The 22,814-nt window shown below is 43.3% G+C and carries 27 protein-coding genes; 17 read left to right on the forward strand and 10 right to left on the reverse strand.

Annotated elements, in window-relative coordinates; genetic code table 11:
- Position 1 precedes the first annotated feature (1 nt).
- Positions 2-829 (reverse strand): Ku protein, encoded by an 828-nt coding sequence (locus AR335_RS01010; RefSeq protein ID WP_053354797.1) that lies wholly within the window; start codon positions 827-829, stop codon positions 2-4.
- Positions 830-1,063: 234 nt separating this feature from the next.
- Positions 1,064-1,933, reverse strand: a complete 870-nt coding sequence (locus AR335_RS01015; RefSeq protein ID WP_062231331.1) for an SDR family oxidoreductase — start codon at positions 1,931-1,933, stop codon at positions 1,064-1,066.
- Positions 1,934-2,093: 160 nt separating this feature from the next.
- Between AR335_RS01015 and AR335_RS01020 the strand changes: the two genes are divergently transcribed.
- Together AR335_RS01020 and hmpA are read left to right on the forward strand one after the other, a co-directional pair.
- Positions 2,094-3,248, forward strand: a complete 1,155-nt coding sequence (locus AR335_RS01020; RefSeq protein ID WP_062231333.1) for a histidine kinase N-terminal domain-containing protein — start codon at positions 2,094-2,096, stop codon at positions 3,246-3,248.
- Positions 3,249-3,369: 121 nt separating this feature from the next.
- Positions 3,370-4,668: an NO-inducible flavohemoprotein gene (gene hmpA, locus AR335_RS01025; protein ID WP_082683348.1), complete on the forward strand. Its 1,299-nt coding sequence runs from the start codon at positions 3,370-3,372 to the stop codon at positions 4,666-4,668.
- Between the two features lie 261 nt (positions 4,669-4,929).
- Here hmpA and AR335_RS22810 read toward each other — a convergent pair whose 3' ends face one another.
- Positions 4,930-5,067 (reverse strand): DUF3941 domain-containing protein, encoded by a 138-nt coding sequence (locus AR335_RS22810; RefSeq protein WP_234293153.1) that lies wholly within the window; start codon positions 5,065-5,067, stop codon positions 4,930-4,932.
- Positions 5,068-5,112: 45 nt separating this feature from the next.
- Positions 5,113-5,979, reverse strand: coding sequence for a DegV family protein (locus tag AR335_RS01030; protein WP_062231335.1), 867 nt, complete (start codon positions 5,977-5,979; stop codon positions 5,113-5,115).
- Between the two features lie 162 nt (positions 5,980-6,141).
- Here AR335_RS01030 and AR335_RS01035 point away from each other — a divergent pair, with 162 nt between their 5' ends.
- Entirely contained in the window at positions 6,142-6,993 is an 852-nt protein-coding gene (locus AR335_RS01035; RefSeq protein ID WP_082315953.1) for a YitT family protein, read from the forward strand.
- Between the two features lie 54 nt (positions 6,994-7,047).
- On the opposite strand, the gene AR335_RS01040 is transcribed toward AR335_RS01035, so the two are convergent.
- Both AR335_RS01040 and AR335_RS01045 read right to left on the reverse strand, forming a co-directional pair.
- Positions 7,048-7,305 (reverse strand): NifU N-terminal domain-containing protein, encoded by a 258-nt coding sequence (locus tag AR335_RS01040; RefSeq protein WP_062231337.1) that lies wholly within the window; start codon positions 7,303-7,305, stop codon positions 7,048-7,050.
- 18 nt (positions 7,306-7,323) lie between these two features.
- On the reverse strand, positions 7,324-7,776 hold the full coding sequence (locus AR335_RS01045) for a GNAT family N-acetyltransferase (RefSeq protein WP_053354792.1): 453 nt from the start codon (positions 7,774-7,776) through the stop codon (positions 7,324-7,326).
- Positions 7,777-7,903: 127 nt separating this feature from the next.
- Between AR335_RS01045 and AR335_RS01050 the strand changes: the two genes are divergently transcribed.
- The gene (locus AR335_RS01050; protein ID WP_062231340.1) at positions 7,904-8,491 is read left to right on the forward strand and encodes an SGNH/GDSL hydrolase family protein; all 588 of its coding nucleotides are present in this window, start codon (positions 7,904-7,906) and stop codon (positions 8,489-8,491) included.
- 43 nt (positions 8,492-8,534) lie between these two features.
- Here the strand turns inward: AR335_RS01050 and AR335_RS01055 are convergent, their stop codons facing one another.
- The gene (locus tag AR335_RS01055; RefSeq protein WP_062231344.1) at positions 8,535-8,786 is read right to left on the reverse strand and encodes a DUF3813 domain-containing protein; all 252 of its coding nucleotides are present in this window, start codon (positions 8,784-8,786) and stop codon (positions 8,535-8,537) included.
- A 3-nt stretch (positions 8,787-8,789) separates the two neighbouring features.
- Positions 8,790-8,933, reverse strand: a complete 144-nt coding sequence (locus tag AR335_RS23450) for a hypothetical protein (protein WP_156316220.1) — start codon at positions 8,931-8,933, stop codon at positions 8,790-8,792.
- 113 nt (positions 8,934-9,046) lie between these two features.
- Here AR335_RS23450 and AR335_RS23455 point away from each other — a divergent pair, with 113 nt between their 5' ends.
- Entirely contained in the window at positions 9,047-9,193 is a 147-nt protein-coding gene (locus tag AR335_RS23455) for a hypothetical protein (RefSeq protein ID WP_156418814.1), read from the forward strand.
- An 85-nt stretch (positions 9,194-9,278) separates the two neighbouring features.
- Here the strand turns inward: AR335_RS23455 and AR335_RS01060 are convergent, their stop codons facing one another.
- Positions 9,279-10,091 carry a Cof-type HAD-IIB family hydrolase gene (locus AR335_RS01060; protein WP_053354789.1) on the reverse strand — a complete coding sequence of 271 codons (813 nt, stop codon included), beginning with the start codon at positions 10,089-10,091 and terminating at the stop codon, positions 9,279-9,281.
- Between the two features lie 136 nt (positions 10,092-10,227).
- Here AR335_RS01060 and AR335_RS01065 point away from each other — a divergent pair, with 136 nt between their 5' ends.
- The 6 genes from AR335_RS01065 (at position 10,228) to AR335_RS01090 (ending at position 14,063) form a co-directional block, all read left to right on the forward strand.
- Positions 10,228-10,503 carry a hypothetical protein gene (locus AR335_RS01065; RefSeq protein ID WP_062231346.1) on the forward strand — a complete coding sequence of 92 codons (276 nt, stop codon included), beginning with the start codon at positions 10,228-10,230 and terminating at the stop codon, positions 10,501-10,503.
- 293 nt (positions 10,504-10,796) lie between these two features.
- Positions 10,797-11,561, forward strand: a complete 765-nt coding sequence (gene yjfP / locus AR335_RS01070; RefSeq protein WP_062231349.1) for an esterase — start codon at positions 10,797-10,799, stop codon at positions 11,559-11,561.
- A 31-nt stretch (positions 11,562-11,592) separates the two neighbouring features.
- A complete protein-coding gene (locus AR335_RS01075; RefSeq protein WP_082683301.1) occupies positions 11,593-12,876 on the forward strand; it encodes a molybdopterin molybdotransferase MoeA in 1,284 nt (427 codons plus the stop codon).
- Positions 12,840-13,367 (forward strand): molybdopterin-guanine dinucleotide biosynthesis protein B, encoded by a 528-nt coding sequence (gene mobB, locus AR335_RS01080; RefSeq protein ID WP_062231353.1) that lies wholly within the window; start codon positions 12,840-12,842, stop codon positions 13,365-13,367. The genes AR335_RS01075 and mobB overlap by 37 nt, the downstream gene beginning before the upstream one ends.
- Positions 13,364-13,834: a molybdenum cofactor biosynthesis protein MoaE gene (locus tag AR335_RS01085; protein ID WP_062231355.1), complete on the forward strand. Its 471-nt coding sequence runs from the start codon at positions 13,364-13,366 to the stop codon at positions 13,832-13,834. The genes mobB and AR335_RS01085 overlap by 4 nt, the downstream gene beginning before the upstream one ends.
- The gene (locus tag AR335_RS01090) at positions 13,827-14,063 is read left to right on the forward strand and encodes a MoaD/ThiS family protein (protein WP_053354783.1); all 237 of its coding nucleotides are present in this window, start codon (positions 13,827-13,829) and stop codon (positions 14,061-14,063) included. Before AR335_RS01085 ends, AR335_RS01090 begins: the two co-directional genes overlap by 8 nt.
- Here AR335_RS01090 and AR335_RS25080 read toward each other — a convergent pair.
- Complete coding sequence (locus AR335_RS25080; protein WP_255357532.1) at positions 14,060-14,188, reverse strand: hypothetical protein; 129 nt, start codon at positions 14,186-14,188, stop codon at positions 14,060-14,062. The genes AR335_RS01090 and AR335_RS25080 overlap by 4 nt on opposite strands.
- 142 nt (positions 14,189-14,330) lie before the next feature.
- Here AR335_RS25080 and argC point away from each other — a divergent pair, with 142 nt between their 5' ends.
- From argC to AR335_RS01120, 6 genes are all read left to right on the forward strand, one after another.
- On the forward strand, positions 14,331-15,368 hold the full coding sequence (argC, locus tag AR335_RS01095; protein ID WP_062231357.1) for an N-acetyl-gamma-glutamyl-phosphate reductase: 1,038 nt from the start codon (positions 14,331-14,333) through the stop codon (positions 15,366-15,368).
- Between the two features lie 16 nt (positions 15,369-15,384).
- Complete coding sequence (gene argJ / locus AR335_RS01100; RefSeq protein WP_304438374.1) at positions 15,385-16,614, forward strand: bifunctional glutamate N-acetyltransferase/amino-acid acetyltransferase ArgJ; 1,230 nt, start codon at positions 15,385-15,387, stop codon at positions 16,612-16,614.
- Positions 16,615-16,626: 12 nt separating this feature from the next.
- On the forward strand, positions 16,627-17,376 hold the full coding sequence (argB, locus tag AR335_RS01105) for an acetylglutamate kinase (protein ID WP_053354780.1): 750 nt from the start codon (positions 16,627-16,629) through the stop codon (positions 17,374-17,376).
- On the forward strand, positions 17,373-18,527 hold the full coding sequence (locus AR335_RS01110; RefSeq protein WP_062231359.1) for an acetylornithine transaminase: 1,155 nt from the start codon (positions 17,373-17,375) through the stop codon (positions 18,525-18,527). The genes argB and AR335_RS01110 overlap by 4 nt, the downstream gene beginning before the upstream one ends.
- A 70-nt stretch (positions 18,528-18,597) precedes the next feature.
- Entirely contained in the window at positions 18,598-19,677 is a 1,080-nt protein-coding gene (locus AR335_RS01115) for a carbamoyl phosphate synthase small subunit (protein ID WP_062231361.1), read from the forward strand.
- Positions 19,670-22,813: a carbamoyl phosphate synthase large subunit gene (locus AR335_RS01120; RefSeq protein WP_062231363.1), complete on the forward strand. Its 3,144-nt coding sequence runs from the start codon at positions 19,670-19,672 to the stop codon at positions 22,811-22,813. Before AR335_RS01115 ends, AR335_RS01120 begins: the two co-directional genes overlap by 8 nt.
- The last annotated feature ends 1 nt before the right edge of the window (position 22,814 follow it).

Consider the following 22,814-nt stretch of genomic DNA (forward strand, 5'->3'; position numbering starts at 1 on the left):
TTTAAGCTTTCTTCTTCTTTGGTTTAGCCTTTTTTGTTTGAGTTTCCGGTTTCTTTTCTGTTGTCTTGGACTGGTCGATACTCGCCTGCAGTGCTTCCATCAAGTCAACCACATTGGTTCGCGGCCGTTCTTCAGACACTTTGATTTCTTCACCGGAAATCTTGCTTTCTATGATGTTTAGAAGCGCTTCACGATACTCGTCTTTATATTTCTCAGGCTCGAAAGGCGTAGACAGCTGTTCGATTAACTGCTTTGCCATTTCTAGTTCTTTGTCATTCACCTGTATGTCCTCATCCAGTCCTGGAACATGCTCGACATTACGAACTTCATCGGGGTAATATATCGTTTCCATGACAAGCCCTTTATCATAAACCCTTACGGCAGCCAAACTCTCTTTGGAACGAATCGTAATCTTTGCGAGTCCGATCCTTCCACTTTCTTTCATTGCTTCTTTTAACAAAGTGAAAGGTTTTGCGCCATTCTCTCCGGGGCCGATGAAATAGGAACGATTAAAGTAAATCGGGTCGATCTCTTCCAATGAGACAAAATCAATGATTTCGATCGCTTTATTCTTAATCCCGGCGATTTTGTCGAGATCTTCTTTTTCTACAAGCACAAATTTTCCCGGCTCATATTCATAGCCTTTGACGATGTCTTCTTGCTCGACAGGCTGTTCACAAACCGGACAAGTTTTTTCATACTTGATCGGATTATGACATTTTTTATGAAGATACCTCATCTTAATGTCTTTGTCCTCAGTCGCTGCAAACAGCTTTATTGGAATATTAACCAGGCCGAAACTGATGCTTCCCTTCCACATGGTATGCATTGTCTACACCCTTTCCTAGTGTTCTTGTTCTAGTGTGTGACAATTGCCTGCCATTTTATCCAAATAAAAAAAGCCGATCTTTATCGGCTTTTCAAATGTGAGAAACAGCTTGCATTGAGGCTATGTCTAGCTCCAGCGCAAATTTTGAAAACGGGATTTATGTTTTAAGCCAAGGTCCTCGTAAGACGAAATATAAACACCATTTCGTCTCAGGTTGCTTGAGCTTTTCTTAATCTATCCGTTAACAACCGTTCCTCCGTTGATGTGGATAGTCTGACCTGAAACATAGGATGAATCGTCACTTGCCAGGTAGACATAGGCTGGTGCCAGTTCTTCAGGCTGGCCCGGACGCTTCATAGGGGAGTTTTTTCCAAATACATCCACTTCTTCTGCAGTAAAAGTAGAAGGGATCAGTGGTGTCCAAATCGGTCCTGGAGCAATTGCATTTACTCTAATGCCTTTCTCGACGATTGAATTGGAAAGGGCGCGAGTAAACGACACGATTGCTCCTTTGGTCGATGAGTAGTCGATCAGTTTAGGGTGGCCCTTATAAGCAGTTATGGAAGCGGTATTGATGATGGAACTTCCAGCCTTAAAATGCTTTAAAGCGGCTTTCGTCAGATGGAACATGGAGAAGATATTTGTTCTAAAGGTTTTCTCCAGCTGCTCTGCTGAAATATCCTCAATGCTGTTCTGTGGATGCTGTTCACCAGCATTATTAACAAGAATGTCTAGCTGTCCAAATTCTCCTACCGTTTTTTCAACGGCTTCCTTGCAGAAGTTTTCGTCTCCAATGTCACCGGAAAATAAGAGGCAGCGAACGCCTTCCTGTTCGATCAGCGATTTTGTTTCTTCAGCGTCATTCTGTTCATCAAGATAGATGATGGACAACTGAGCGCCCTCTTTTGCAAAGGCAATCGCGGCTGCCTTACCGATCCCGCTGTCGCCTCCTGTGACTAGGGCGACTTTTCCTTTGAGCTTGCCGCTGCCTTGATATGTTTTAGCTTGAGATTGCGGTTTTGGATTCATTTCCGATTCTGTTCCCGGCTGATGATTCTGGTGCTGTGCCGGAGGATCAATTTTTCTTCCTTGCTGGTCGCTCATTTTCTCATCCTTCCTTTGTCCATGGTTTGAATACGACATTATTCTTCCACATCTCTTATGCAATCAAACCTTTTTAAAAAAAAGGTAGACAAATATTGTTCATCTTTTCAAAGTGTTGCATAATGAAATAAAAGATGACAAAGAGAGAGGCAGTGGTTTCATGGTTGGTGTTGAAGCGTTGTCCAGCGAACAACTGTATCGAGCAATAAATCACTTTCGAACGCTTCATGAAAAAATTGTTTGGGAATGGCTGGACCATGCCTTAATAAAAAAAGAAGACCCTTTTTATGAAGAGGTCGTTAAGAACGGCAACCGCACCCTTGATTTGCTTTATCAGTATATAGAAAAACCTGATATTGCCCTGATTATGGAGCTTACAAAAAAAATTGCTCCTGAGCGGATTGAAGCCAAAACAGACATTAGTGAATTCGTTTATAACATTAACATAGGCAGGCAAATCGTAAACGATAAGGCACTGAACGCCATTTTTCTTCCTGAAGAAAAGAAGTGGATCATCATGACCATCAACCATTTTTTTGACCAGCTTCTTTACTATGCCATAAAAGAGTTTTCGTCATTGAATGATGTTATCATCGAGAATAAAAACCAGTTTATTCAGGAAATGCACAGTGACAGGCTTACGATATTAGGGCAGATTGCGGCAAGCTTTGCACATGAGTTTAGGAATCCGTTAACTTCTATTAAAGGATTCATTTATCTTTTGGAATCAGAGCTTGTACCGAATGAAAAAACCGACCATTATATTTCTATCATCAATGATGAGATGGAAAATCTGCAGGACAAGATCAGCCAGTTCCTATTGCTTTCCAAGATGAAAGGACTGGACGACCTTATCGCTATCTTTGATCTATCTATCTGTTTGCATGAAATGATCGACTTTATGTACCCTCGTTTTCTAGAAGCGAAAATTAATCTAATGGTAGAAATCTCTCCGGATCTAAAGGTTGAAGGGGACAAGAACCAATTGAAACAAGTCATCTTGAATATACTGAACAACGCCGTAGAGGAGCTTTGTGATCTTCCGGAAGAACGAATTATTAAAGTAAAAGCCTATCGATCATCAGAAAAAATCAGGCTTGAAATATCAAATAATGGTTCACAGATTCCAGCCCACCTGCTCGAGAACATTTTTGAACCTTTCATTACAACCAAGGAGCTGGGGACCGGACTTGGATTATCGGTCTGCAAGCAAATTGTTGAAAAGCATAATGGCCAAATCCTTGTTGACTCCAATGCTTCATATACAACCTTTTCCATCAGTATTCCAGAAGCAATCGAAAGAACATCTTTATAAGGTGTTTTTTTTTGCAATGAAGTAATGTCTAGATTCGATGCTTGACGAACGAACTTTAGCAGAGGCTTGCACCTTTCTTATGATTCACAAATCTGACATAAGAAAAGTGATTGTAATCACTATGAGGATATTTTCGTTTTCTTATAATGAACATGTAATCAATATTGAAAACAAAGGGGACTTTGTCATGCTGGATCAAAAGACAATTGAAGTGATTAAATCAACCGTACCTGTGCTTAAAACTCACGGAAAGGAGATCACTACCCGTTTTTATAAAAATTTGTTCACTAAACATCCGGAACTATTAAATATTTTTAATCATGCCAATCAAAAACAGGGCCGCCAGCAGACGGCTTTAGCGAACGCCGTTTATGCAGCTGCTGCCAATATTGATCAGCTGGAATCGATTATTCCAGCAGTGAAGCAAATTGCCCAGAAGCATCGAAGCTTAGGGATTCTGCCTGAACATTATCCGATCGTCGGCGAAAACCTTCTTATAGCGATCAAGGAAGTGATTGGCGACGCTGCAACTTCTGAAATTATAGAGGCATGGGGAAAAGCATACGGTGTAATTGCAGACGCGTTCATCGGAGTGGAAAGCCAAATGTATCAGGAAGCAGAACATCAGCCAGGAGGCTGGGAAGGATTCCGGAATTTTATCGTGGATCGGGTCGAAGAAGAGAGTTCAGTTATTTCCTCTTACTATTTAGTGCCGGAAGATCAAAAAGCCATCGCTGCGTTTAAACCTGGACAATACATCAGTATCAAGTTTTTGATCGATGGCGAAGAATACAATCATATTCGCCAGTACAGCTTATCAGATGCTCCGGGAACCGGCTATTATCGGATCAGTGTCAAGAAAGAAGCGGGCGGCTCCCATCCAGGCAAGGTTTCTGTTTATCTTCATGACCATATTAAACAAGGGGATATTCTGCAGGTAAGTGCTCCTGCCGGAGAGTTTTATCTTGATACAAAAAAAGAAACTCCTGTTGTGCTTCTAAGCGGAGGAGTGGGTTTAACCCCGATGGTCAGCATGCTGAACACATTGGCTCAAGAACAAACAGAGAGAAACATTACTTTCATTCATGCTGCCATCGACAGTACATTTCATGCATTCAGGGACCATGTCAATAATTTGGCTGCAAAGCTTGATCATATTAAAAGTTATGTCGTCTATGAGAATCCAACTCTTGAAGACGAAGAAAAAGGTTTGTACCACAAAAAGGGCTACATTGATCTCAACTGGCTGAAAGGACTGAATCTCGATCCTAATGCGGATTATTATTTCTGTGGACCACTTCCATTCATGAAGGCTGTGTATCACTGCCTAAGGGATCTTGGAATCCACGAACAGCAGATTCATTTTGAATTTTTCGGGCCAGCAGCAGAACTTACAGAAACCGAAAAAGTAAAAGCATAAAAGGGGCTGTCCAAGAAGCCTGTAAGCTGTTGATTTCCGTTCCAGGCTGCTCGCTTTCCGCGGGGTGTGCGGTGAGCCTTACCGGCGTGAACGCCTACTTTTTGGTGCAAGCACCGGCGGGNGCGGGAGTCTCACCTGTCACGCTAGTCCCGCAGGAGTCTCGCATCTTCCACTTCAATTAACTTTTCATTGAAGATTTTTCAAGCCAAAAAGGGGCTGCCTGAAGGTCAATTTTCGACTTTCTGGACAGCCCCTTTAAATTTACAAATGATCGGTTTCTTTAGAAAACGAATGTTTACCAGCTGCTTTGTTTTTTTGTTCAGCTTCATTTTTTAACTGCTGATCCGCTTGACGATCGTTTTTTTTCTTATGATTGTCTTTCGTGTATTTATGTGTCAAAAGTCTCGCCTCCTCATGAATTAACATGAGCGGGCAGGAGTAACTTTATGCATCGGAATAGGGCTTTGTAAGAAAGAACATGGCAATGGTGCCTGGACCCGCATGAGAGCCGATGGCACAGCCGATCATGGATATCATAATCTGTTCACAGCCGGTTTCTGCTTTAATCATTTCTTTTAAGGCATTTGCTGCTTCTTGATCATCGGCATGGCTGATCCCGATAATTTGATCTTCAAATGAAGTTCCCCGTTCTTTCATCAATTCGATCATCCGGCCAAACACTTTCTTTTTGCCACGGATTTTTTCGATCGGATAGAGTTTTCCTTCCTTCATATGAAGAACCGGCTTTATTTTCAGCAGGCTTCCCATTACTGCTGCTGTCCGGCTAACACGTCCGCCTCTTAATAAATATTCCAAGTCATCTACGGTAAAAATATGCTCAGTATGGCTGAGGTAATAATTCGCTGTGTTTATTACTTCTTTTAGATTTTTTCCTTCCTTCGCAGCCTTTGCCGCCTGATAAACAACAAGGCCAAAACCAAGAGAAGCACATTGGCTGTCGATAACACTGATATTTGCATGAGGATATTCCTCAAGCACCTCCTGGCGCATGAGTTCAGCGGTCTGGAAAGTTCCGCTTAAGCCTGAAGAAAGCGTGATATAAACACAAGGCGTTTCAGTTTCTGCGCATTTTTGGAAGGCTTCCTTAACAAGCAAAGGAGGAACCTGGGACGTTTTAGGTGCCGCACCTTCACGCATCTGATTATACAGCTGAAGCGGCTGTATGGTTTTACGGTCATATTCTTCATGGCTATGAATGGTTACGACTAAAGGAAGCATATTAATTTCAAGTTCGTCTATTATGTGCTGCGGCAGATCACAGCCGCTGTCTGTAATGATCTGGACTCCCATATCAATCACCTTCAATTATGTATGATATCTTCAGTGTATACTTCACTATTGGTAATGGCAATAGAATGTTTCAAGCTAAAACCTTTGTGCCTATTGACTCCAGAAGTTAATTCTGATAAAAAAGTATAGTTGGGAAGCAATGAATCGAAAGGAAATTTAATAATGAATTACACACCCATGCAAGAAATCAAGAAAATTATCGTCATTATTTTAGGTGCTGCGTTGAATGCAGCCGCCCTTAATTTATTTTTAATACCCGCCAAAGTGTATGCGAGCGGATTTACCGGTGTGGCACAGCTCGTTTCTAGCTTGCTTATCCATTCACCAGTTCCTATCTCAACTGGGATGCTTTTGTTTGCTCTAAACATTCCGGTAGCCATTCTAGGATGGATGAAGGTTGGTAAATCGTTCACCATCTACAGCTTTTTTTGTGTTTTTATGATGTCTTTTTTTCTTGAAATCATTCCTGTTGTTGAAATCTCAAAGGATATTTTGCTCAACGCAGTATTTGGAGGAGTGATTGCAGCTGTTGGTGTTGGCTTTACCCTAAAATATGGTGCTTCAACAGGCGGCCTTGATATCGTTGCCATGATTTTGTCACGTAAACACAACCGCCCGATCGGAACATATTTTCTTATTTTAAACGGCTGTATCATCCTTGCGGCCGGGCTGCTTTTCGGGTGGGAGAAAGCCCTTTATACACTCGTTACTTTATATGTTAGTACACGTGTCATCGATGCAATCCATACCCGCCATGAGAAACTGACGGCTATGATCGTGACAAGAAAGGGAAGCGAATTAAAAGAAGCCATCCACTCAAGGCTGGTTAGGGGAATTACGATTGTCCCTGCAAAAGGAGCATTCTCAAACGAAAACAAGGAGATGCTAGTTATTGTCGTAACCCGTTATGAGCTATATGATTTAGAAAACATCATTAAAGAAGTCGATCCAAGTGCATTCACCAATATTGTGAACACGACTGGAGTTTTCGGGTTATTTCGAAGAGATGATTAATAGAAAAAAGAGTACCTTCAGGGAATTTCACCTGCCAGGTACTCTTTTTTTTCATTATAAAGTCTCCAGAACTTTTTGAATTTGGGGCACCAGTTCGTCCCAATCACTTTCAGGAAATTTGTTTACGGTAATAAAGTCTTGAAAACCGAAGATGGATTCCACACCATCAATGCCAATAAGGGATTGTGCCAATTCTGAATCAGGTGTGTCTCCTGCTCTGGCTGATAATCTGCCTTCTAAAAAGGGCTGGCTTGCTGAAAATTTAAGAGCATTTGGGTTTGGGGTTGGTTGTATTCCAAATTCTACTGCCATTCTTCTCATCTCCTGTTATTAAAAATTAAAACGATACCTCTGTGATACAATATCATGAAAATCAAGGGAGTTGTACAGGTGTTTCGTGACTGAATTGTTGATTCCTGTTTCCAGCTCTATGGACTTAATCCCTTCACGTTCTGCCCAATGGATCAGATGCAGCAAAATTTTGCGGGCAATCCCTTTGTTTCGCGCATTTTCCCGGACGAAAAGTTCGTTTAACCAAAGATAGGGGCCGCCGAGAGGCAAACTGATTCCGATGTTGTAGAATGCAACTCCGAGAATTTCTCCTGCTTCCTCGGCGATGATGACGCCTGAGTTGGAATCCTTCTGGATGGCAAGAGAAATGCCGTTTAGTACTTTTTGATAACTGCCATCATCCTCTGAACGCGTCCGCTGCTGAGAGATCAAATCCGCGATTTTCTTGGTTAAATCCTCAGTGGCGTCAGCCGGAACTTCATAGACAAACATTAAAATCCTCCATGCAAATAGGTTTTGTAGCTACATTATAACAAAATAATCACTTTGCGACTGTGAGCAAATGAATTTTACAGGCGAATATTTATAATGAAACTAAAAAATGGCAAGGGGGGAGTTCATGAAAACATTGGTGTGCTTCGGTGACAGCATCACTTCTGAGGAAAAAAGTGATGATGGTACACTTAGGCTGACTTCAAGGGTGCGTTTGTCCCTGCAGAAATGGAATGTTATTAATGCAGGTGTACCCGCTGAAACCACACGATTGGCGTTAACCCGTTTTCAGGAAGACGTTTTACGGCATGACCCTGATCTGGTGACCATTCTTTTTGGTGCAAATGACGCGAGCAGCCATCGTTTAATCGAAGTGGAAGAATATAAAAAAAACCTGGAATACATGATTGAAAAGCTTGGTCCATCAAAGGTCATCCTTGTTTCTCCGTCACCGGTTGACGAACGTTTTCAACATGCGAGATCAAATGAGGAGTTGAAGAATTACGCGTTAGCGGTAAGGAAACTGGCAAAAAAGTACAATACCCATTTCGTGGATTTATGGACAGAGATGATCAACAAAGATTATTGCAAGATGCTTAACAATGATGGCCTGCATTTTAATAAAAAGGGCTATAAACTCCTTGCAGATCTCGTCATCCGAAAAATGGAAAAGCTGACAAGTTCCCAAGCTTCGAAACGAATGTTACTGCTATAATGGGTAACCCATAAAAAAAGGCTGAGAGAAAACTCTCGGCCTTTTACTGCTGGTCTTGTGTGCTTTTTTTTGTCTGGTCAAGCTCTTCCTGCAGTTCAGCAAGCTGCTGGCGTTCTGCATCAGAAGAGTCAGCCATGGCGGAAGAGATAATATTCTGTGCTACTGAAACGTCTTCGTTGCTGAAGTCATTGTTTTGCTGGCTGATTTGCTCATGCTGTTCGTGTTGTCCCTCTTCATTTTTCCCAACCAGATTGGAAACTGCTTCTCTTGCTCTCTGAAAAATATTATTACCCATCGGTTAATTTCCTCCTAATGTAATATTTTTTTGAACTTCTTGCTTCGTTTCTTTAATGTCTTCATTTAGCTGCTGCTGAACGTCATTATGCTTTACTTCATCAGCGCCTTGCTGTATAGCACGTTTTGATTTGCTGTGCTTGCTCATTCATCTTGGCCTCCTAACGGTTTATATTAGTTTTTACACAAGCACGAGTTTTATGTAGAAAGCTCACCCTTCCAAAATTTATAAAAGGGGCTGTCCAAGAAGTCTGTAAGCTGTTGATTTCCGTTCCAGGCTGCTCGCTTTCCGCGGGGCGTGCGGTGAGCCTTACCGGCGTGAACGCCTACTTTTTGGTGCAAGCACCGGCGGAAGTCTCACCTGTCACGCTAGTCCCGCAGGAGTCTCGCATCTTCCACTTCAATTAACTTTTCATTGAAGATTTTTCAAGCCAAAAAGGGGCTGCCTGAAGGTCAATTTTCGACTTTCTGGACAGCCCCTTAATGGATTACATTATTTTAATGACAATACATCTTCTAAGTAAAGGGCGATTCCATCTTCTTCGTTTGTTGCCGTTACAAAGTTTGCGATATTTTTCAATTCGGAAATGGCATTGCCCATCGCGATTCCGTGTCCTGCATATTCAATCATTTCCAAGTCATTGTCTTCGTCGCCAAAGGCAATGACCCTTTCTGTTGGTATGTTGTAATATTCGGCGATCTTCTTTAATCCTACAGCTTTGTTTAAACCGGCACGTATGATTTCTATGATGTTCCAAGGAGCAGCCCATACGCGCTGGTCGATTACTTCAGCATGTTCCTGTTTCAGCTGGTCCCGTAATTCAGCAACGTGATGATCCTGAGGATGAATCAAAATGGAGGTAGGGTCATCAGTGAGCATGTTTTGAAGGTCCCCCGTCTGTGCCGGGTTCTCTCCCATGATAAACGTATTGACAATGACTTCGTCTTCTTTGTGCAAATACACATCATCCAATACTTCAGCCATAATATTTTTCACAAGAAAGTCTTCAGCAGTTTGAATGACTCTTTTCGCATGTGAAAGTTCCAATGGGGAATGGTACACACCAAACTTCTTATCGTGGGGGTGATGGACAAATGCGCCGTTAAAGTTAACAATTGGTGTGTTTAAGCCAAGTTCATCATAATACATGGTGCTTGCACGATAAGGGCGGCCGGTTGAAATGCAGATGATATGGCCCTCTTTTTTAGCCTGAAGAACGGCGTTTTTTGTTCGATCCGAAATCGTTTTTTTATCATTCAGTAAGGTGCCGTCTAGATCTAACGCGATTAAATACGGTTTCTTCATTCAGATTCCTGCCTTTTCTTCGGTTCTCAAGTTTAGTGTAATGCTTTCCTTAATCACTGTCCAATATAAGGAAGTTTTACAGTATCGGCTCAAGGGTAATGCTACATACATATAGGTTCAAGAAGGAGGAGTTTCCATGAAGAAGAAATATTTGCTGCTATCTGGTTTTGCATTGTCCGCTGCCGGAGTAACATCCTACCTCTTGCGTAAGGGTTCCAACAGGGCTATGGCTAAAATGATGATCAATGACATGAAAGATAAAATCCTACCTTTTATGACAAAAGAGGAAAAAGATCAGAAACTGCCTGTGAATAAAGCGGGCCATCCCGATCCATATGATATCGATGATAATGAAATGGTGTCGGAAGGAAGCATGTATCCCGTGAATTATTACAATAAAAAGAAACAGTAAGGCAATGACCAAGGTAAGAAAGTATAAAGCAATTTAGCATGCATAGATGTAATGTCTAGCTCAATCACCCAGTGCTGAAAACGAACTTCAGTTTTCAGCATAAGTCCTCGAAAGACGAAAAATATTTACCATTTCGTCTTAGGTCGCTTCACTCTTACCCAACAACACAAAAAGCGTGTTGTTGGGTAAGAGTTCCAGCGCTGTCGGACTTTAACGGGCGATTGAGCTTTTCTAATACGCAAATTTCGATTAACTTGTTATGATAGAGAAAACAATAAGCAAAGGAGAAGTATATGGTAACCATAGAAACACGAACAATTGATAACATTCCGGTGCTGCAAGCTTTTGAAACGGGCAAAGAGAATGAAAAGCTTCCTTTAATGTTGTTTATCCATGGATTCACGAGCGCAAAGGAGCACAACCTGCACTTTGCCTATGCCCTTGCCCAAAAAGGATACCGTGTCGTTCTGCCGGATATGCTTCATCATGGTGAACGAATGTCTGACGTTTCAGGAGATAAAAGGATGTATTCCTTCTGGGATATCGTCGTTCAAGGTATCCAGGACATACATACACTTGTTCAATCTCTTGATCGGGAAGGCATAATTGACCCAGAGAGGGTAGGGGTTTCAGGTACTTCCATGGGAGGGATCATTACATTTGGAGCTCTATCGCAGTATCCTTATATAAAAGCCGCTGTAACACTCATGGGAACACCGTACTATGAAGATTTTGCTTATTGGCAGATTGAAAAGATGAAACAGCAGGAAGTTTCCTTTCCTTTTTCAGAAGAGGCACTCGCGAAGGTCATCTCCATCATCAAGCCCTTTGATTTAACATCGTGCATGGAAAAGCTTGATAATCGGCCTCTATTATTATGGCACAGCAAGATCGATGAAGTGGTACCTTTCAGCCAAAGCTGCGATTTCTATAGAAAAGCAAAGGCTGTTTATAAAAATCCTGAGAAAATCCAATACATCGCGGATGAAACCTCAGGGCATAAAGTATCTAGGACGGCGTATCTCGAAACGGTAAAATGGTTTGCCAAATATTTATAGATCTGAAATAACCAAAGAGAGAGAGGTGAGCATGATGCCGATTGAAAAACGGGAAATCATACCCGTCTGGGAAGCAGTACGGAGTGTACTGGATCAAACATTTGAATTGCCGACCGAAAAGATTCCTCTTGAAGTAAGTGATAACCGTTATTTAGCGGAAGACATTAAAGCTACCCATGATGTGCCTCCTTTTGATCGTTCTCCTTATGATGGATTTGCAATTAGAGCTGAAGATACAAATGGTGCATCAAAACAAGCTCCTGTAATCTTAAACGTGATCGATTCAATCGGAGCAGGCCATGTTTCTGAAAAAACAGTTCAAGAGGGAGAGGCCGTACGCCTAATGACAGGGGCTGAGATCCCAAAAGGTGCAGATGCCGTCATCATGCTGGAGCTCGTGAGCGAGAGGGACAGCAGGCATATTGAGATAAGACGAACTGTCCACCCAGGTGATAATATTTCTGAACAGGGTGAAGACACAAAACAGGGAACTCCGATCTTAAAAAAAGGCTCAAAAATTCATCCGGGTGCTGTCGCTCTTCTGGCTACCTTCGGTTATGAAAGAGTGAAGGTTATGAAGAAGCCGGTGGTGGGAATATTAGCAACTGGTACAGAGCTGCTGGATGTTGGGGAGGAGCTCGTTCCCGGAAAGATTCGAAACAGCAATGCCTACATGATTGCCTCACAGATCAAAAAAATAGGCGGTGAACCTCACATACTCGGCAAACTACCGGATGATTTCGAGCAAACGTATACGGGTATTGTCGGCGCTTTAGAACGATGTGATGTGTTAATCACGACAGGCGGCGTTTCAGTGGGAGATTTTGATCATTTGCCGGCAATCTATAAGAAGATGGGGGCAAAGCTGCTTTTTAATAAAATCGCGATGAGGCCGGGGAGCGTTACTTCAGCATCGGTTTACAAGGGGAAACTTTTATTTGGCCTCTCCGGCAACCCGTCAGCATGCTTTGTGGGCTGTGAGCTGTTCGTGCGTCCTTATCTTTTGAATGCCTTGAATGCCGAAAAGGTTCATCTTGGCGTTTTAAAAACAGAGTTACAGGAGGATTTCCTTAAACCGAATCCATTTACACGTTTTGTGCGAAGCAGAGTGGAATGGAGGGGCTCTGCACCATCTTCTGTTCCAGTAGGCTTGGATAAATCGGGTTCCGTTTCCTCCCTCGCCTACGCCAATGCGCTTATCGTTCTGCCTGGGGGAACGAGGGGGTGGGAAAAAGGATCGGAAGTGACCACGCTCTTATTAGACGGGGAAGGCAGTGTATGGCCATGGGATCTGGCAGTAAAGTCCAAGTCGTAGGATATAAGAACAGCGGAAAAACAACTTTGATTACAAACCTATTAGAGGCTGCGGCCAAGGCTGGAATCATGACCGGAACGCTTAAGCATCATGGACATGGCGGCCGGGTTGAATTTCGAGACGATGAAACGGATACCGCAGCACACCGCAGAGCGGGGGCAGTTGTTTCAGGGGTTGAAGGCGGGAATGCTTTTCAGCTTTGTCTTAATATGCAAGCAAGCTTATGCAAGCTGCTGGAACTCTATGAACCGCTGGGACTTGATTTGCTGCTGCTAGAGGGATTCAAGGAACATCAGCTGCCTCGCATCGTCCTGCTAAAGGAGAATGCAGATCTAAAACTTCTTGAAGACAGTGTGAAAATTCTTGCGGTGATTGCATGGCCGCCTGTTTCCAGGCAGCTGATATCAGCAGATCTTCCATTTTTCAGGATTGGCGAAAAGGAACAATATATAGATTTTCTTCTGGATTTGTTTAAGGGGTTGAATACATGAAACGATTTGAAATTGTCACTGGACCAGTTTTGATACAGGACATTATAGACAAAGTGATCAGGGCGGAAGCTGGTGCAGTAAATACGTTTATAGGAACTGTCAGAGAGTTGACGAAGGGTAAAAGAACGGTCTATTTAAAGTATGAAGCATATATTCCGATGGCAGAAAAACAGCTTGCGAAGATAGGCGATGAGATTAGTGCCCGCTGGCCGGGATCAAGAACGGCCATTTCCCACCGAATCGGCAGCCTGGATATTTCTGATATTGCTGTTGTTATCGCGGTTTCTACACCTCACCGGGCAGAAGCCTTTGATGCATGCCGCTACGCGATCGAGCGCATCAAAGAAATTGTCCCCATCTGGAAAAAAGAACATTGGGATAACGGAGAGTTGTGGGTGGGAGATCAGCTTGAAACAGAGGCCTATTCAAAAGGCCATCCTGAAAGCGAGGAAGATAAAAATGATTAGAGTGTTGTTGTTTGCCGGCATGCAGGAACGCGCAGGCACGGCTGAGCTTCAGTTGGATGAAGAACGGCTCCGTATTTCTGATATTAAATCCGCATTAGAAAAAAAGTATGATTTTCCAAAAATGTTTATAGGCTGTCTATCGGCGGTCAATGAAGAATTTGCCGATGATGATACAGAAGTGTCCACAGGGGATACTGTCGCCTTTATTCCTCCGGTAAGCGGAGGTTAATTTTCGCGTTCTGCACACGAAAAACATAATAATGTCGTTTGGTCCACATGAATGCCATTTAAAAAGCCCTCTAAACAATAGATGGGCTTTTTGCATTGGCTGCATTCTCCCACGTATTCCTTCATTCTCCCACCTCCTTTTCCTTATCTTAAACGCAACGATTTGTGCAATCAACTCAGAAAAAATAAAAATTTATAAATATACAGTTGAATTTATCTTTATACATACATATAATGAAACATACATTAAAAAAACGAGGTGGAAGTTTTGAATGTCGGTATTGTAGGAGCAACAGGCTTCGGGGGTCTTGAACTTGTGCGGCTGCTGCTGCAGCATCCCGGTGTAAAAAAGCTTACGTTGTATTCATCAAGTAAAAAAGGAGAATCGATTGAAACAATCTATCCCCATTTGAACGGCATCAAGGAGGGAAAGCTGGAAGACATTGATCCGTACAAAATTCCTGAACAGGTTGACTTTCTGTTTTCATCAGCACCTACGGGGGTCTCTGCAAGTTTGCTGCCTCCGATTCTTGAGCGGGGGATGAAGGTGATTGACCTTGCAGGCGACTTCCGCTTAAAGAAAAGTGAGGAATATAAGCAGTGGTACAAAAAAGAACCGCCCGATGCCAGGTGGGTTGATCTAGCGGTTTATGGACTATCAGAGTGGAACACAGATCTAATAAGAAACGCTCAGATGATCGCCAACCCCGGGTGCTACCCGACGGCAGCTTTGCTCGGCCTTTTGCCGCTGATCAAAAAGAGTTTAATAGAAGTCAGTACAATTATTATTGATGCAAAGTCTGGTGTATCAGGAGCTGGGGCGGTTCCTTCTGTTTCGGCACATTTTCCGTTTGCTAACGATAATCTGCAAATCTATAAGGTAAACCAGCATCAGCATATTCCAGAAATTGAACAAATGCTTCATCACTATTGTGAAACGAACAAGCCCATTACGTTCAGTTCACATTTGGTTCCTATGACGCGTGGAATCATGAATACGATGTATGCGAAAGTGAAGGAGGGGGTCAGTTCTAAGGAGATTGAGGAAACCTATATCGAGTATGCAGAACAGCATGATTTTATCAGGCTTTCTCCATCACAAGGATTTCCTTCCACCAGGCAGGTGTACGGAAGCAATTTTTGTGACATCGGCTGGTCCTTTGATCACCGGACACAGCGCATAACAGCTGTATCGGTCATCGATAACCTGATGAAAGGTGCAGCAGGCCAGGCTGTACATAATTTTAATCTAATGAATGGATTTCCGGAGGCAGCCGGATTGCCGGCAAGTCCAGTTTTTCCATAAAGAAAGGAGAGCCGATGTGGCTTCTATCGTTTCATCTCATCTAAAAAAAGTTACAGGATCAAATATTACATTGCCAAAAGGATTTTCAGCTGCGGGTATGAACTGCGGAATTAAATACAAGAAAAAAGATCTAGGTATTATTTTGAGCGAGAAACCAGCCTCAGCTGCGGCAGTATATACAACAAATAAGATCAAGGCAGCTCCCCTGGAGGTCACGAAGGAAAGCATTGAAACTGAAGGTTTGCTGCAGGCTGTGATTGTTAATTCTGGGAATGCCAACGCCTTTACGAGAGAACAGGGCAGATTGGATGCCTATGCCATGCGCAATGAAGTGAGTGAACGATTTGGATTGCAACAGAATCATGTTGGGGTAGCCTCCACAGGCATTATCGGTGAGACAATGCCGATCGATACAATATTAAAAGGAATTCAGCAATTGAATCCCGCATCCAAACTGAATCAAGCGCTGGAGTTCAGCCAATCGATTTTAACGACCGATACGAAGACAAAAAACGCTTGTTACTCTTTTACTGTAGGCGAATCAGAGGTGGTGCTGGCGGGTACAGCGAAAGGATCTGGAATGATTCATCCGAATATGGCGACGATGCTTTCCTTTTTAACAACGGATGCTAACATATCTCCCGAAAACCTTCATCACGCACTGAAAAAAGTGACAGATCAAAGCTTCAACTGTATTACTGTTGATGGTGAAACATCGACGAATGACATGGTTCTCATACTTGCCAATGGATATGCAGATCATGAGGAACTCACTCCTGATCACCCTGACTGGGGAACATTCCTTCAAGCATTGACACTAACGTGCACCGATCTTGCGAAAGCCATCGCAAGAGATGGAGAGGGAGCAACGAAATTGATCGAGGTGACGGTGGAAGGGGCGGCAAGCAGTGAGGAAGCTAGAGCGGCAGCAAAGTCCATCGTTGGTTCACCGCTAGTGAAAACGGCCATCTTCGGTTGTGATCCCAACTGGGGAAGGATCGTAGCTGTCCTTGGATATGCAGGCATCGAAATGAGTCCAGAAGCGATTGATCTTTATATAGGAGATTTTCCTGTACTGGTGCAGAGTGAAATCGAACGCTTTAACCATGAAGAGATCTCTGGCTACTTAACAGGGAGCGAAATTTCCATAACAGTCAACCTCCATACAGGAAACGGAATAGGAAAAGCTTGGGGCTGCGACCTAACCTATGATTACGTACAAATCAATTCCAGCTATACGACGTGAGGAGGAGACAGGATGGATCAATTGGTAATCATTAAGTGCGGGGGGAGCGTTCTGAAAGCGCTGGAGCCTTCATTTTTTCAGAGGTTAAAAGATATGCAGGAAGAAGGAAAACAAATCATACTTGTTCATGGAGGCGGACCGGATATTACCAAATTTATGAATGTCCTGTCCATACCAAATGAATTTATCAACGGTGTGAGGCGAACCTCCGGCCGAGCGGCAGAAACAGCCGAAATGGTACTTGCAGGCCGGCTGAATCCCTGGTTTGTGTATCAGCTGAACCAGCTGGGGCTCAAAGCTATCGGAATAAATGGCAATGATGGTGCGCTATTGGAATGTGACTATCTGAAAAAAGAACAATGGGGCCATGTGGGCAAGATTTTAAAGGTGAACAGCGGAACGCTGACGCAGCTGATCAAAGCTGGTTTTATCCCTGTCATCGCATCAGTATCAAGGAATCTTACTGGAGAAATCTTGAACTTAAATGCGGATACAGTCGCCTTTGAAGTTGCCTCTGCCATGGAGGCGGAATCTCTGATTTTTGTGACAGACGTCAACGGAATTATGGCAGAAGGCAAGACTGTTCAAAAAGCGTCCATCGCTTCAATACATGAGCTGATTAATAACGGGGTCATAACAGGAGGGATGATTCCAAAAGTACAGGCGGCTATAGGATGTCTGCAATCCAAAATTAAAGAGATTCAGATCGTAGGAAAAGAAATGAAAGGGACGATGATCATAAAAGAGGAGGTATACAGTTGAGTGCACTATTTTCAAACTACGGCCGATGGGACCTGCAGATTGAAAGTGGAAGCGGGAGTACGTTGACCGATCAGGCGGGCAAGTCTTATCTTGATTTTACGAGCGGTATCGGTGTTTGCAATTTAGGCCATGTTCATCCAGCGGTCACAGCTGCGGTTGAAAAACAATTGAAAAAAGTCTGGCATACATCTAACCTGTTCCAATCTGATCTGCAGGAAGAAACTGCAGAACTGCTGGTTAAGCCTACTCATCTAAATAAAGTGTTTTTCTGCAACAGCGGAGCGGAAGCGAATGAAGCTGCTATTAAACTGGCAAGAAAATTTACTGGGAAAACAAAAATCATAACGTTTGAGCAGTCCTTTCATGGAAGAACCTATGGAGCAATGGCAGCAACAGGGCAGGATAAGATTAAAAAAGGATTCGGGCCGATGCTGGCGGACTTTCAAACGGTTCCTTTTAATGACTTTGATTCATTGATCAAATACGCTGATTCACAGACAGCTGCGGTAATGCTCGAAGTGGTTCAAGGAGAAGGCGGTGTCATACCGGGAAATGAATCCTTCTTGCAAAGGGTTCAGCAGCATTGCCAGGATCATGACATACTTTTGATCATTGATGAAGTGCAGACTGGGATTGGACGGACTGGGAAAGCTTTTGCTTTTCAGCATTATGGATTAAAACCTGATATCGTTACGTCCGCAAAAGGACTAGGCAACGGTTTTCCAGTAGGTGCTGTACTGGGGACTGAGGAAGTAAGCACAGCGTTTGGACCAGGCAGCCACGGAACGACTTTCGGGGGGAATCCGCTTGCCATGGCAGCAGCGAGTGCCGTACTAAAAGAAGTGTTCTCTGACGTATTTCTGGATGAAGTGATGAAAAAAAGCGCTTTTTTAATTGAAGAATTACAGAAAGAACTATCTCCTTGTAAGGAAGTATTAGAAGTCAGAGGGCTGGGGTTGATGGCAGGTATTGAATTCAGTCATAAAGCCGCGCCACTCATTCAGGAACTTCAAAACGATGGGGTGCTGGCACTGCCGGCAGGAGAGTGGGTTTTGCGTATTCTCCCGCCTCTAAACATGAGTTATGAAGAACTGGCGGAAGGCGTCAAAAAAATATCTAAAGCTGTTAAAAAGAAAAGCATCCTAGTATAACTCATTTTTTTTTACAAGTAAATGCATAAAAATCCAAATATATAAATTAATATACAAAGGAGAAGGAATGATGAAAGGATACTTGCAGCTTTCTAATGGAGAAAGTTTTAAAGGGATTTGGCACGGGAAGCCGCAATGCTCGAGCGGTGAAGTGGTGTTTTTTACCGGAATGACCGGATATCAGGAGGTACTGAGCGATCCTTCTTATCACGGACAGATTGTTGTTTTTGCTTATCCTCTCATCGGAAATTATGGGATCAATAAAGAAGATTTTGAATCTATCGTTCCTCAGCCAGCCGGAGTGGTGACATGCTCTGCAGATGAAGAAGGCCATCACTATCAGAGCCAGGAGTCATTTTCAGCTTTGCTGAAGAAGCATAATATACCGCATTTGAGCGGAGCGGACACCCGGTCTCTAATAAAATTGATCCGTTCCGAGGGAGACATGAAAGGGTTATTAACCAGCAGTGAACAAACTTTGCAGGATTTCAAAGAACAAAAAGGGATGCAGGGAAGGCTGGTAAAAGAAGTAGCCGTGACAAAACCTGAGGTGTACGGCAAAGGAAAAACACATATCGTAATGATTGATTTCGGATATAAGAAATCCATTTTGGATGCCTTAATCTCGTCCGGATGCAAAGTGACCATCGTCCCTTATGATACACAAGAAGAAGTTCTCCATAAACTAAAACCGGATGGCCTTCTCTTTTCAAATGGACCGGGCAATCCAAAAGAACTGGCACCCTATATGCCAGTGTACAGAAGGCTAGCCGAGCTCTACCCTTCATTTGGTATTTGTCTCGGTCATCAGCTTTTGGCACTGGCTTTCGGCGGAAATACTAAAAAATTAAAATTTGGCCATCGGGGAGCGAATCATCCCATCATTAATGTGAGAACGAATAAAGTGGCGATGAGCTCGCAAAATCATGGCTATGTTGTGGAGGAAAACAGTTTAATTCATACCGGGTTTCAAGTGCTCTATAAAAATATCAATGATGGAAGTGTAGAAGGGATGTTTCATGAAACACATCCGGTCATGACGGCCCAGTTTCATCCTGAGGCCAATCCAGGACCGGAAGATCATGCTCATTTGTTCAGCAGTTTTATTGAACTAATCAAAGAAAAGAGGAGCGAAAAGATTTATGCCTAAGCAGCAAGAGATTCATAGTGTCCTAGTGATTGGTTCGGGGCCTATCGTCATCGGGCAGGCAGCTGAATTTGATTATGCAGGAACACAAGCCTGTGCAGCGCTGAAAGAAGAAGGAGTACATGTTGTTCTCGTCAATAATAATCCGGCTACCATCATGACGGATGAAACGTATGCCGATAAAGTATATTTTGAACCTCTGACTGCCCAGTCCTTGGCAAGCATTATCTCAAAGGAAAAACCTGACGGACTTTTGGCTTCAGTCGGCGGGCAAACCGGGTTGAATTTGGCAATGGAGCTTCAGGAAAAAGGGATTCTAGAGGAACACAATGTAAAACTGCTTGGGACAAATTTGGAGTCCATTAAAAAAGCAGAAGACCGCGAGCTTTTCCGTGCATTGATGCATGAGCTTGATGAACCTGTGCCCGACAGTGAAATTGTAACAACAGCTGAAGAAGCTGCTGCGTTTGCAGGAAAAATAGGGTTTCCGGTCATTATTCGTCCAGCATACACGCTGGGAGGCTTCGGGGGCGGTACTGCGCATACAGAGCACGAACTGAATGTCATCGTTAAAAAAGGTCTATCAGCAAGTCCGATCGGCCAATGTCTGATCGAGAAAAGCATTGCCGGATTTAAGGAAATTGAATATGAGGTGGTACGCGACTGCAATGATACGTGTATCACGATATGCAATATGGAAAATATTGATCCGGTAGGCATACATACCGGCGATTCGATGGTTGTCGCACCAAGCCAGACAATGACAGACCAGGAATACCACATGCTGCGTTCGTCAGCCATAAAAATCATCAGGGCACTTGGTATTATCGGCGGCTGCAATATCCAGTTCGCTCTTGATCCAGAAAGCAAAGCCTATTATCTGATTGAGGTGAACCCTCGTTTAAGCCGATCATCTGCCCTGGCTTCAAAAGCAACCGGATATCCAATCGCAAAAATAGCAGCCAAGTTAAGCATTGGTTATCAGCTTCATGAGCTGAAAAATCCAGTTACTGGTTCAACGTTTGCCAGCTTTGAACCTGCTTTGGACTATATTACGGTTAAAATGCCGCGCTGGCCGTTTGACAAATTTCCGGAAGCAGAAAGAAAACTCGGAACGCAAATGAAGGCCACCGGAGAAGTGATGGCCATCGAGAGGAACCTGGAAGCGGCTTTGCAAAAGGCTGTCCGCTCTCTGGAGCTGGACACGGAAAGTATTTTTTTGCAGGAGCTTAAGACATGGGGGAGCGGGAAGCTGAAAAATCTTTTATTAGAAGCGGACGACCGCCGGTTCTTTGCGATCACCGAATTGCTCAGCAGGGGAACTTCAGTTGAAGAGATTCATGAATGTACGAAAATCAATTCATTTTTTCTTGCTTCATTTAAAAAACTAACTAACCTCGACCAGCAGATAAAGAGCAGTTCAATGAAAGACCTGGTAGTAAACCAGCTTTCTGAATGGAAAGCTGCGGGATTCTCTGACCAGACGATCGCAGCGGCCTGGAACGTGACTGAAAATGAAGTAAGACAAAAAAGGATTCAATCAGGAATCGTTCCTTCATATAAAATGGTCGACACATGTGCGGCAGAATTTACTGCTGATACGGCTTATTATTACTCAAGCTGGAGAGGAAAAAGTGACAAAACACCAGTGGACAAAGAAAAAGTTGCTATTATCGGTTCTGGCCCAATCCGGATCGGTCAGGGAGTGGAGTTTGATTATTGCTGTGTTCATGGCGTGCTTGCTTTGCAGAAGGAAGGCTATGAGACCATTCTGATCAATAATAATCCGGAGACTGTAAGTACTGATTTTGAAGTGGCGGATACGCTTTATTTTGAACCTCTTTCATTTGAGGACATTATGAACGTACTTGAGTTTGAAGGAGCCGAAAAAGCGATCCTGCAGTTTGGGGGACAGACAGCTATTAATGTAGCAAATCAGCTGGAAGAAGCGGGTATCCAAGTCCTTGGTTCAAGAGCAGATCTGATTGATGAGATGGAAAACAGGGAGAGGTTTTATCACTTTTTGAATAAATGCAGCATCCCTCATGTGCCAGGTGAAACCGCTTATGAAAGGCATGAAGTACTGGCATTCGCAAAAAAAATCGGATTCCCTGTCTTGCTGCGCCCTTCCTACGTAATCGGCGGAGAAGGAATGGTGATTGTTCATGATGATCACGAGCTGAAGGACTATTTGAACACACAGACCATCGAGTTTCCCGTCCTAGTCGACCGTTATATTTCAGGGAAAGAAGCAGAAGTAGATGTATTAACAGATGGAGACCAAGTATTTATTCCAGGGATTTTTGAACATATCGAGCCAGCGGGCATCCACTCTGGTGACAGTACAGCTGTTACACCTCCGGTAAGTCTGCAAAAGACCACGATTGATTTTATTGTCTCTTATACAGAAACGATCGCCCGCTCGATGCCGTTCAAAGGGATTTTCAATATCCAGTTTGTCATCGAGGGGAACGAGGTTTATGTCCTTGAGATCAACCCGCGTGCATCAAGGACCGCACCTATTTTTAATAAAATATCGGGTGTGAACGTTATCCAGTCTGCCGTTCAAGTCATGCTTGGCAAGAAGCTGGCTGAGCTCGGGATTGAAGAAGGGCTGAACGAAAACCACTATTTCGCAGTAAAAGCACCTGTATTTTCCAATGTTAAGCTCCCAGGCCTTTCGCCTAAAACAGCCCCTATTATGCGTTCAACTGGAGAGGTGCTTGGAATTGGAGATTCTTTAGGGGAAGCTGCACAAAAAGTCTTTGCAGGGTGCAATCCGGCTGCCAGGACAGGAGATGTTTCTTTGCCAGCCAGCCTTTATGCAGACGTAGAGGAAGATTCCCTTACTATAGAAGAAACACAACTTCTCCGAAATTGGAAAGAGAAAGGTGTGAGCGTCTATTTTCCATCACAGCTCCCTTTTTTTGAGTGGAATCAATACAGGCAGACCGGCATCTACTTATCAACGGGCAGCGACGAGCTTTCGCAGAAAAAGTTAATGGAGGCCAGTCTAGCAGGCAATTATATCTTTACACAATGGGAAACATGTACATTTTATCAGTATGGCCTATTGTCTTATAACGAAAATCCTATTCATATCAAAGAAAAACAAGAAAGAAAGGGAGTTAAACTATGAA

Origin of the sequence: Fictibacillus sp. FJAT-27399 (genome assembly GCF_001510655.1) — a bacterium.
Lineage (GTDB): Bacteria > Bacillota > Bacilli > Bacillales > Fictibacillaceae > Fictibacillus_C > Fictibacillus_C marinisediminis.

Excerpts from the sequence above, each read along its gene's own strand:
- AR335_RS01010 (WP_053354797.1), bottom strand. The coding sequence starts at position 829 with ATGCATACCATGTGGAAGGGAAGCATCAGTTTCGGCCTGGTTAATATT.
- AR335_RS01015 (WP_062231331.1), bottom strand. The coding sequence starts at position 1,933 with ATGAGCGACCAGCAAGGAAGAAAAATTGATCCTCCGGCACAGCACCAG.
- AR335_RS01020 (WP_062231333.1), top strand. The coding sequence starts at position 2,094 with ATGGTTGGTGTTGAAGCGTTGTCCAGCGAACAACTGTATCGAGCAATA.
- hmpA (WP_082683348.1), top strand. The coding sequence starts at position 3,370 with ATGAGGATATTTTCGTTTTCTTATAATGAACATGTAATCAATATTGAA.
- AR335_RS01030 (WP_062231335.1), bottom strand. The coding sequence starts at position 5,979 with ATGGGAGTCCAGATCATTACAGACAGCGGCTGTGATCTGCCGCAGCAC.
- AR335_RS01035 (WP_082315953.1), top strand. The coding sequence starts at position 6,142 with ATGAATTACACACCCATGCAAGAAATCAAGAAAATTATCGTCATTATT.
- AR335_RS01040 (WP_062231337.1), bottom strand. The coding sequence starts at position 7,305 with ATGGCAGTAGAATTTGGAATACAACCAACCCCAAACCCAAATGCTCTT.
- AR335_RS01045 (WP_053354792.1), bottom strand. The coding sequence starts at position 7,776 with ATGTTTGTCTATGAAGTTCCGGCTGACGCCACTGAGGATTTAACCAAG.
- AR335_RS01050 (WP_062231340.1), top strand. The coding sequence starts at position 7,904 with ATGAAAACATTGGTGTGCTTCGGTGACAGCATCACTTCTGAGGAAAAA.
- AR335_RS01055 (WP_062231344.1), bottom strand. The coding sequence starts at position 8,786 with ATGGGTAATAATATTTTTCAGAGAGCAAGAGAAGCAGTTTCCAATCTG.
- AR335_RS23450 (WP_156316220.1), bottom strand. The coding sequence starts at position 8,933 with ATGAGCAAGCACAGCAAATCAAAACGTGCTATACAGCAAGGCGCTGAT.
- AR335_RS01060 (WP_053354789.1), bottom strand. The coding sequence starts at position 10,091 with ATGAAGAAACCGTATTTAATCGCGTTAGATCTAGACGGCACCTTACTG.
- AR335_RS01065 (WP_062231346.1), top strand. The coding sequence starts at position 10,228 with ATGAAGAAGAAATATTTGCTGCTATCTGGTTTTGCATTGTCCGCTGCC.
- yjfP (WP_062231349.1), top strand. The coding sequence starts at position 10,797 with ATGGTAACCATAGAAACACGAACAATTGATAACATTCCGGTGCTGCAA.
- AR335_RS01075 (WP_082683301.1), top strand. The coding sequence starts at position 11,593 with ATGATGCCGATTGAAAAACGGGAAATCATACCCGTCTGGGAAGCAGTA.
- mobB (WP_062231353.1), top strand. The coding sequence starts at position 12,840 with ATGGCCATGGGATCTGGCAGTAAAGTCCAAGTCGTAGGATATAAGAAC.
- AR335_RS01085 (WP_062231355.1), top strand. The coding sequence starts at position 13,364 with ATGAAACGATTTGAAATTGTCACTGGACCAGTTTTGATACAGGACATT.
- AR335_RS01090 (WP_053354783.1), top strand. The coding sequence starts at position 13,827 with ATGATTAGAGTGTTGTTGTTTGCCGGCATGCAGGAACGCGCAGGCACG.
- AR335_RS25080 (WP_255357532.1), bottom strand. The coding sequence starts at position 14,188 with ATGAAGGAATACGTGGGAGAATGCAGCCAATGCAAAAAGCCCATCTAT.
- argB (WP_053354780.1), top strand. The coding sequence starts at position 16,627 with ATGGATCAATTGGTAATCATTAAGTGCGGGGGGAGCGTTCTGAAAGCG.
- AR335_RS01115 (WP_062231361.1), top strand. The coding sequence starts at position 18,598 with ATGAAAGGATACTTGCAGCTTTCTAATGGAGAAAGTTTTAAAGGGATT.
- AR335_RS01120 (WP_062231363.1), top strand. The coding sequence starts at position 19,670 with ATGCCTAAGCAGCAAGAGATTCATAGTGTCCTAGTGATTGGTTCGGGG.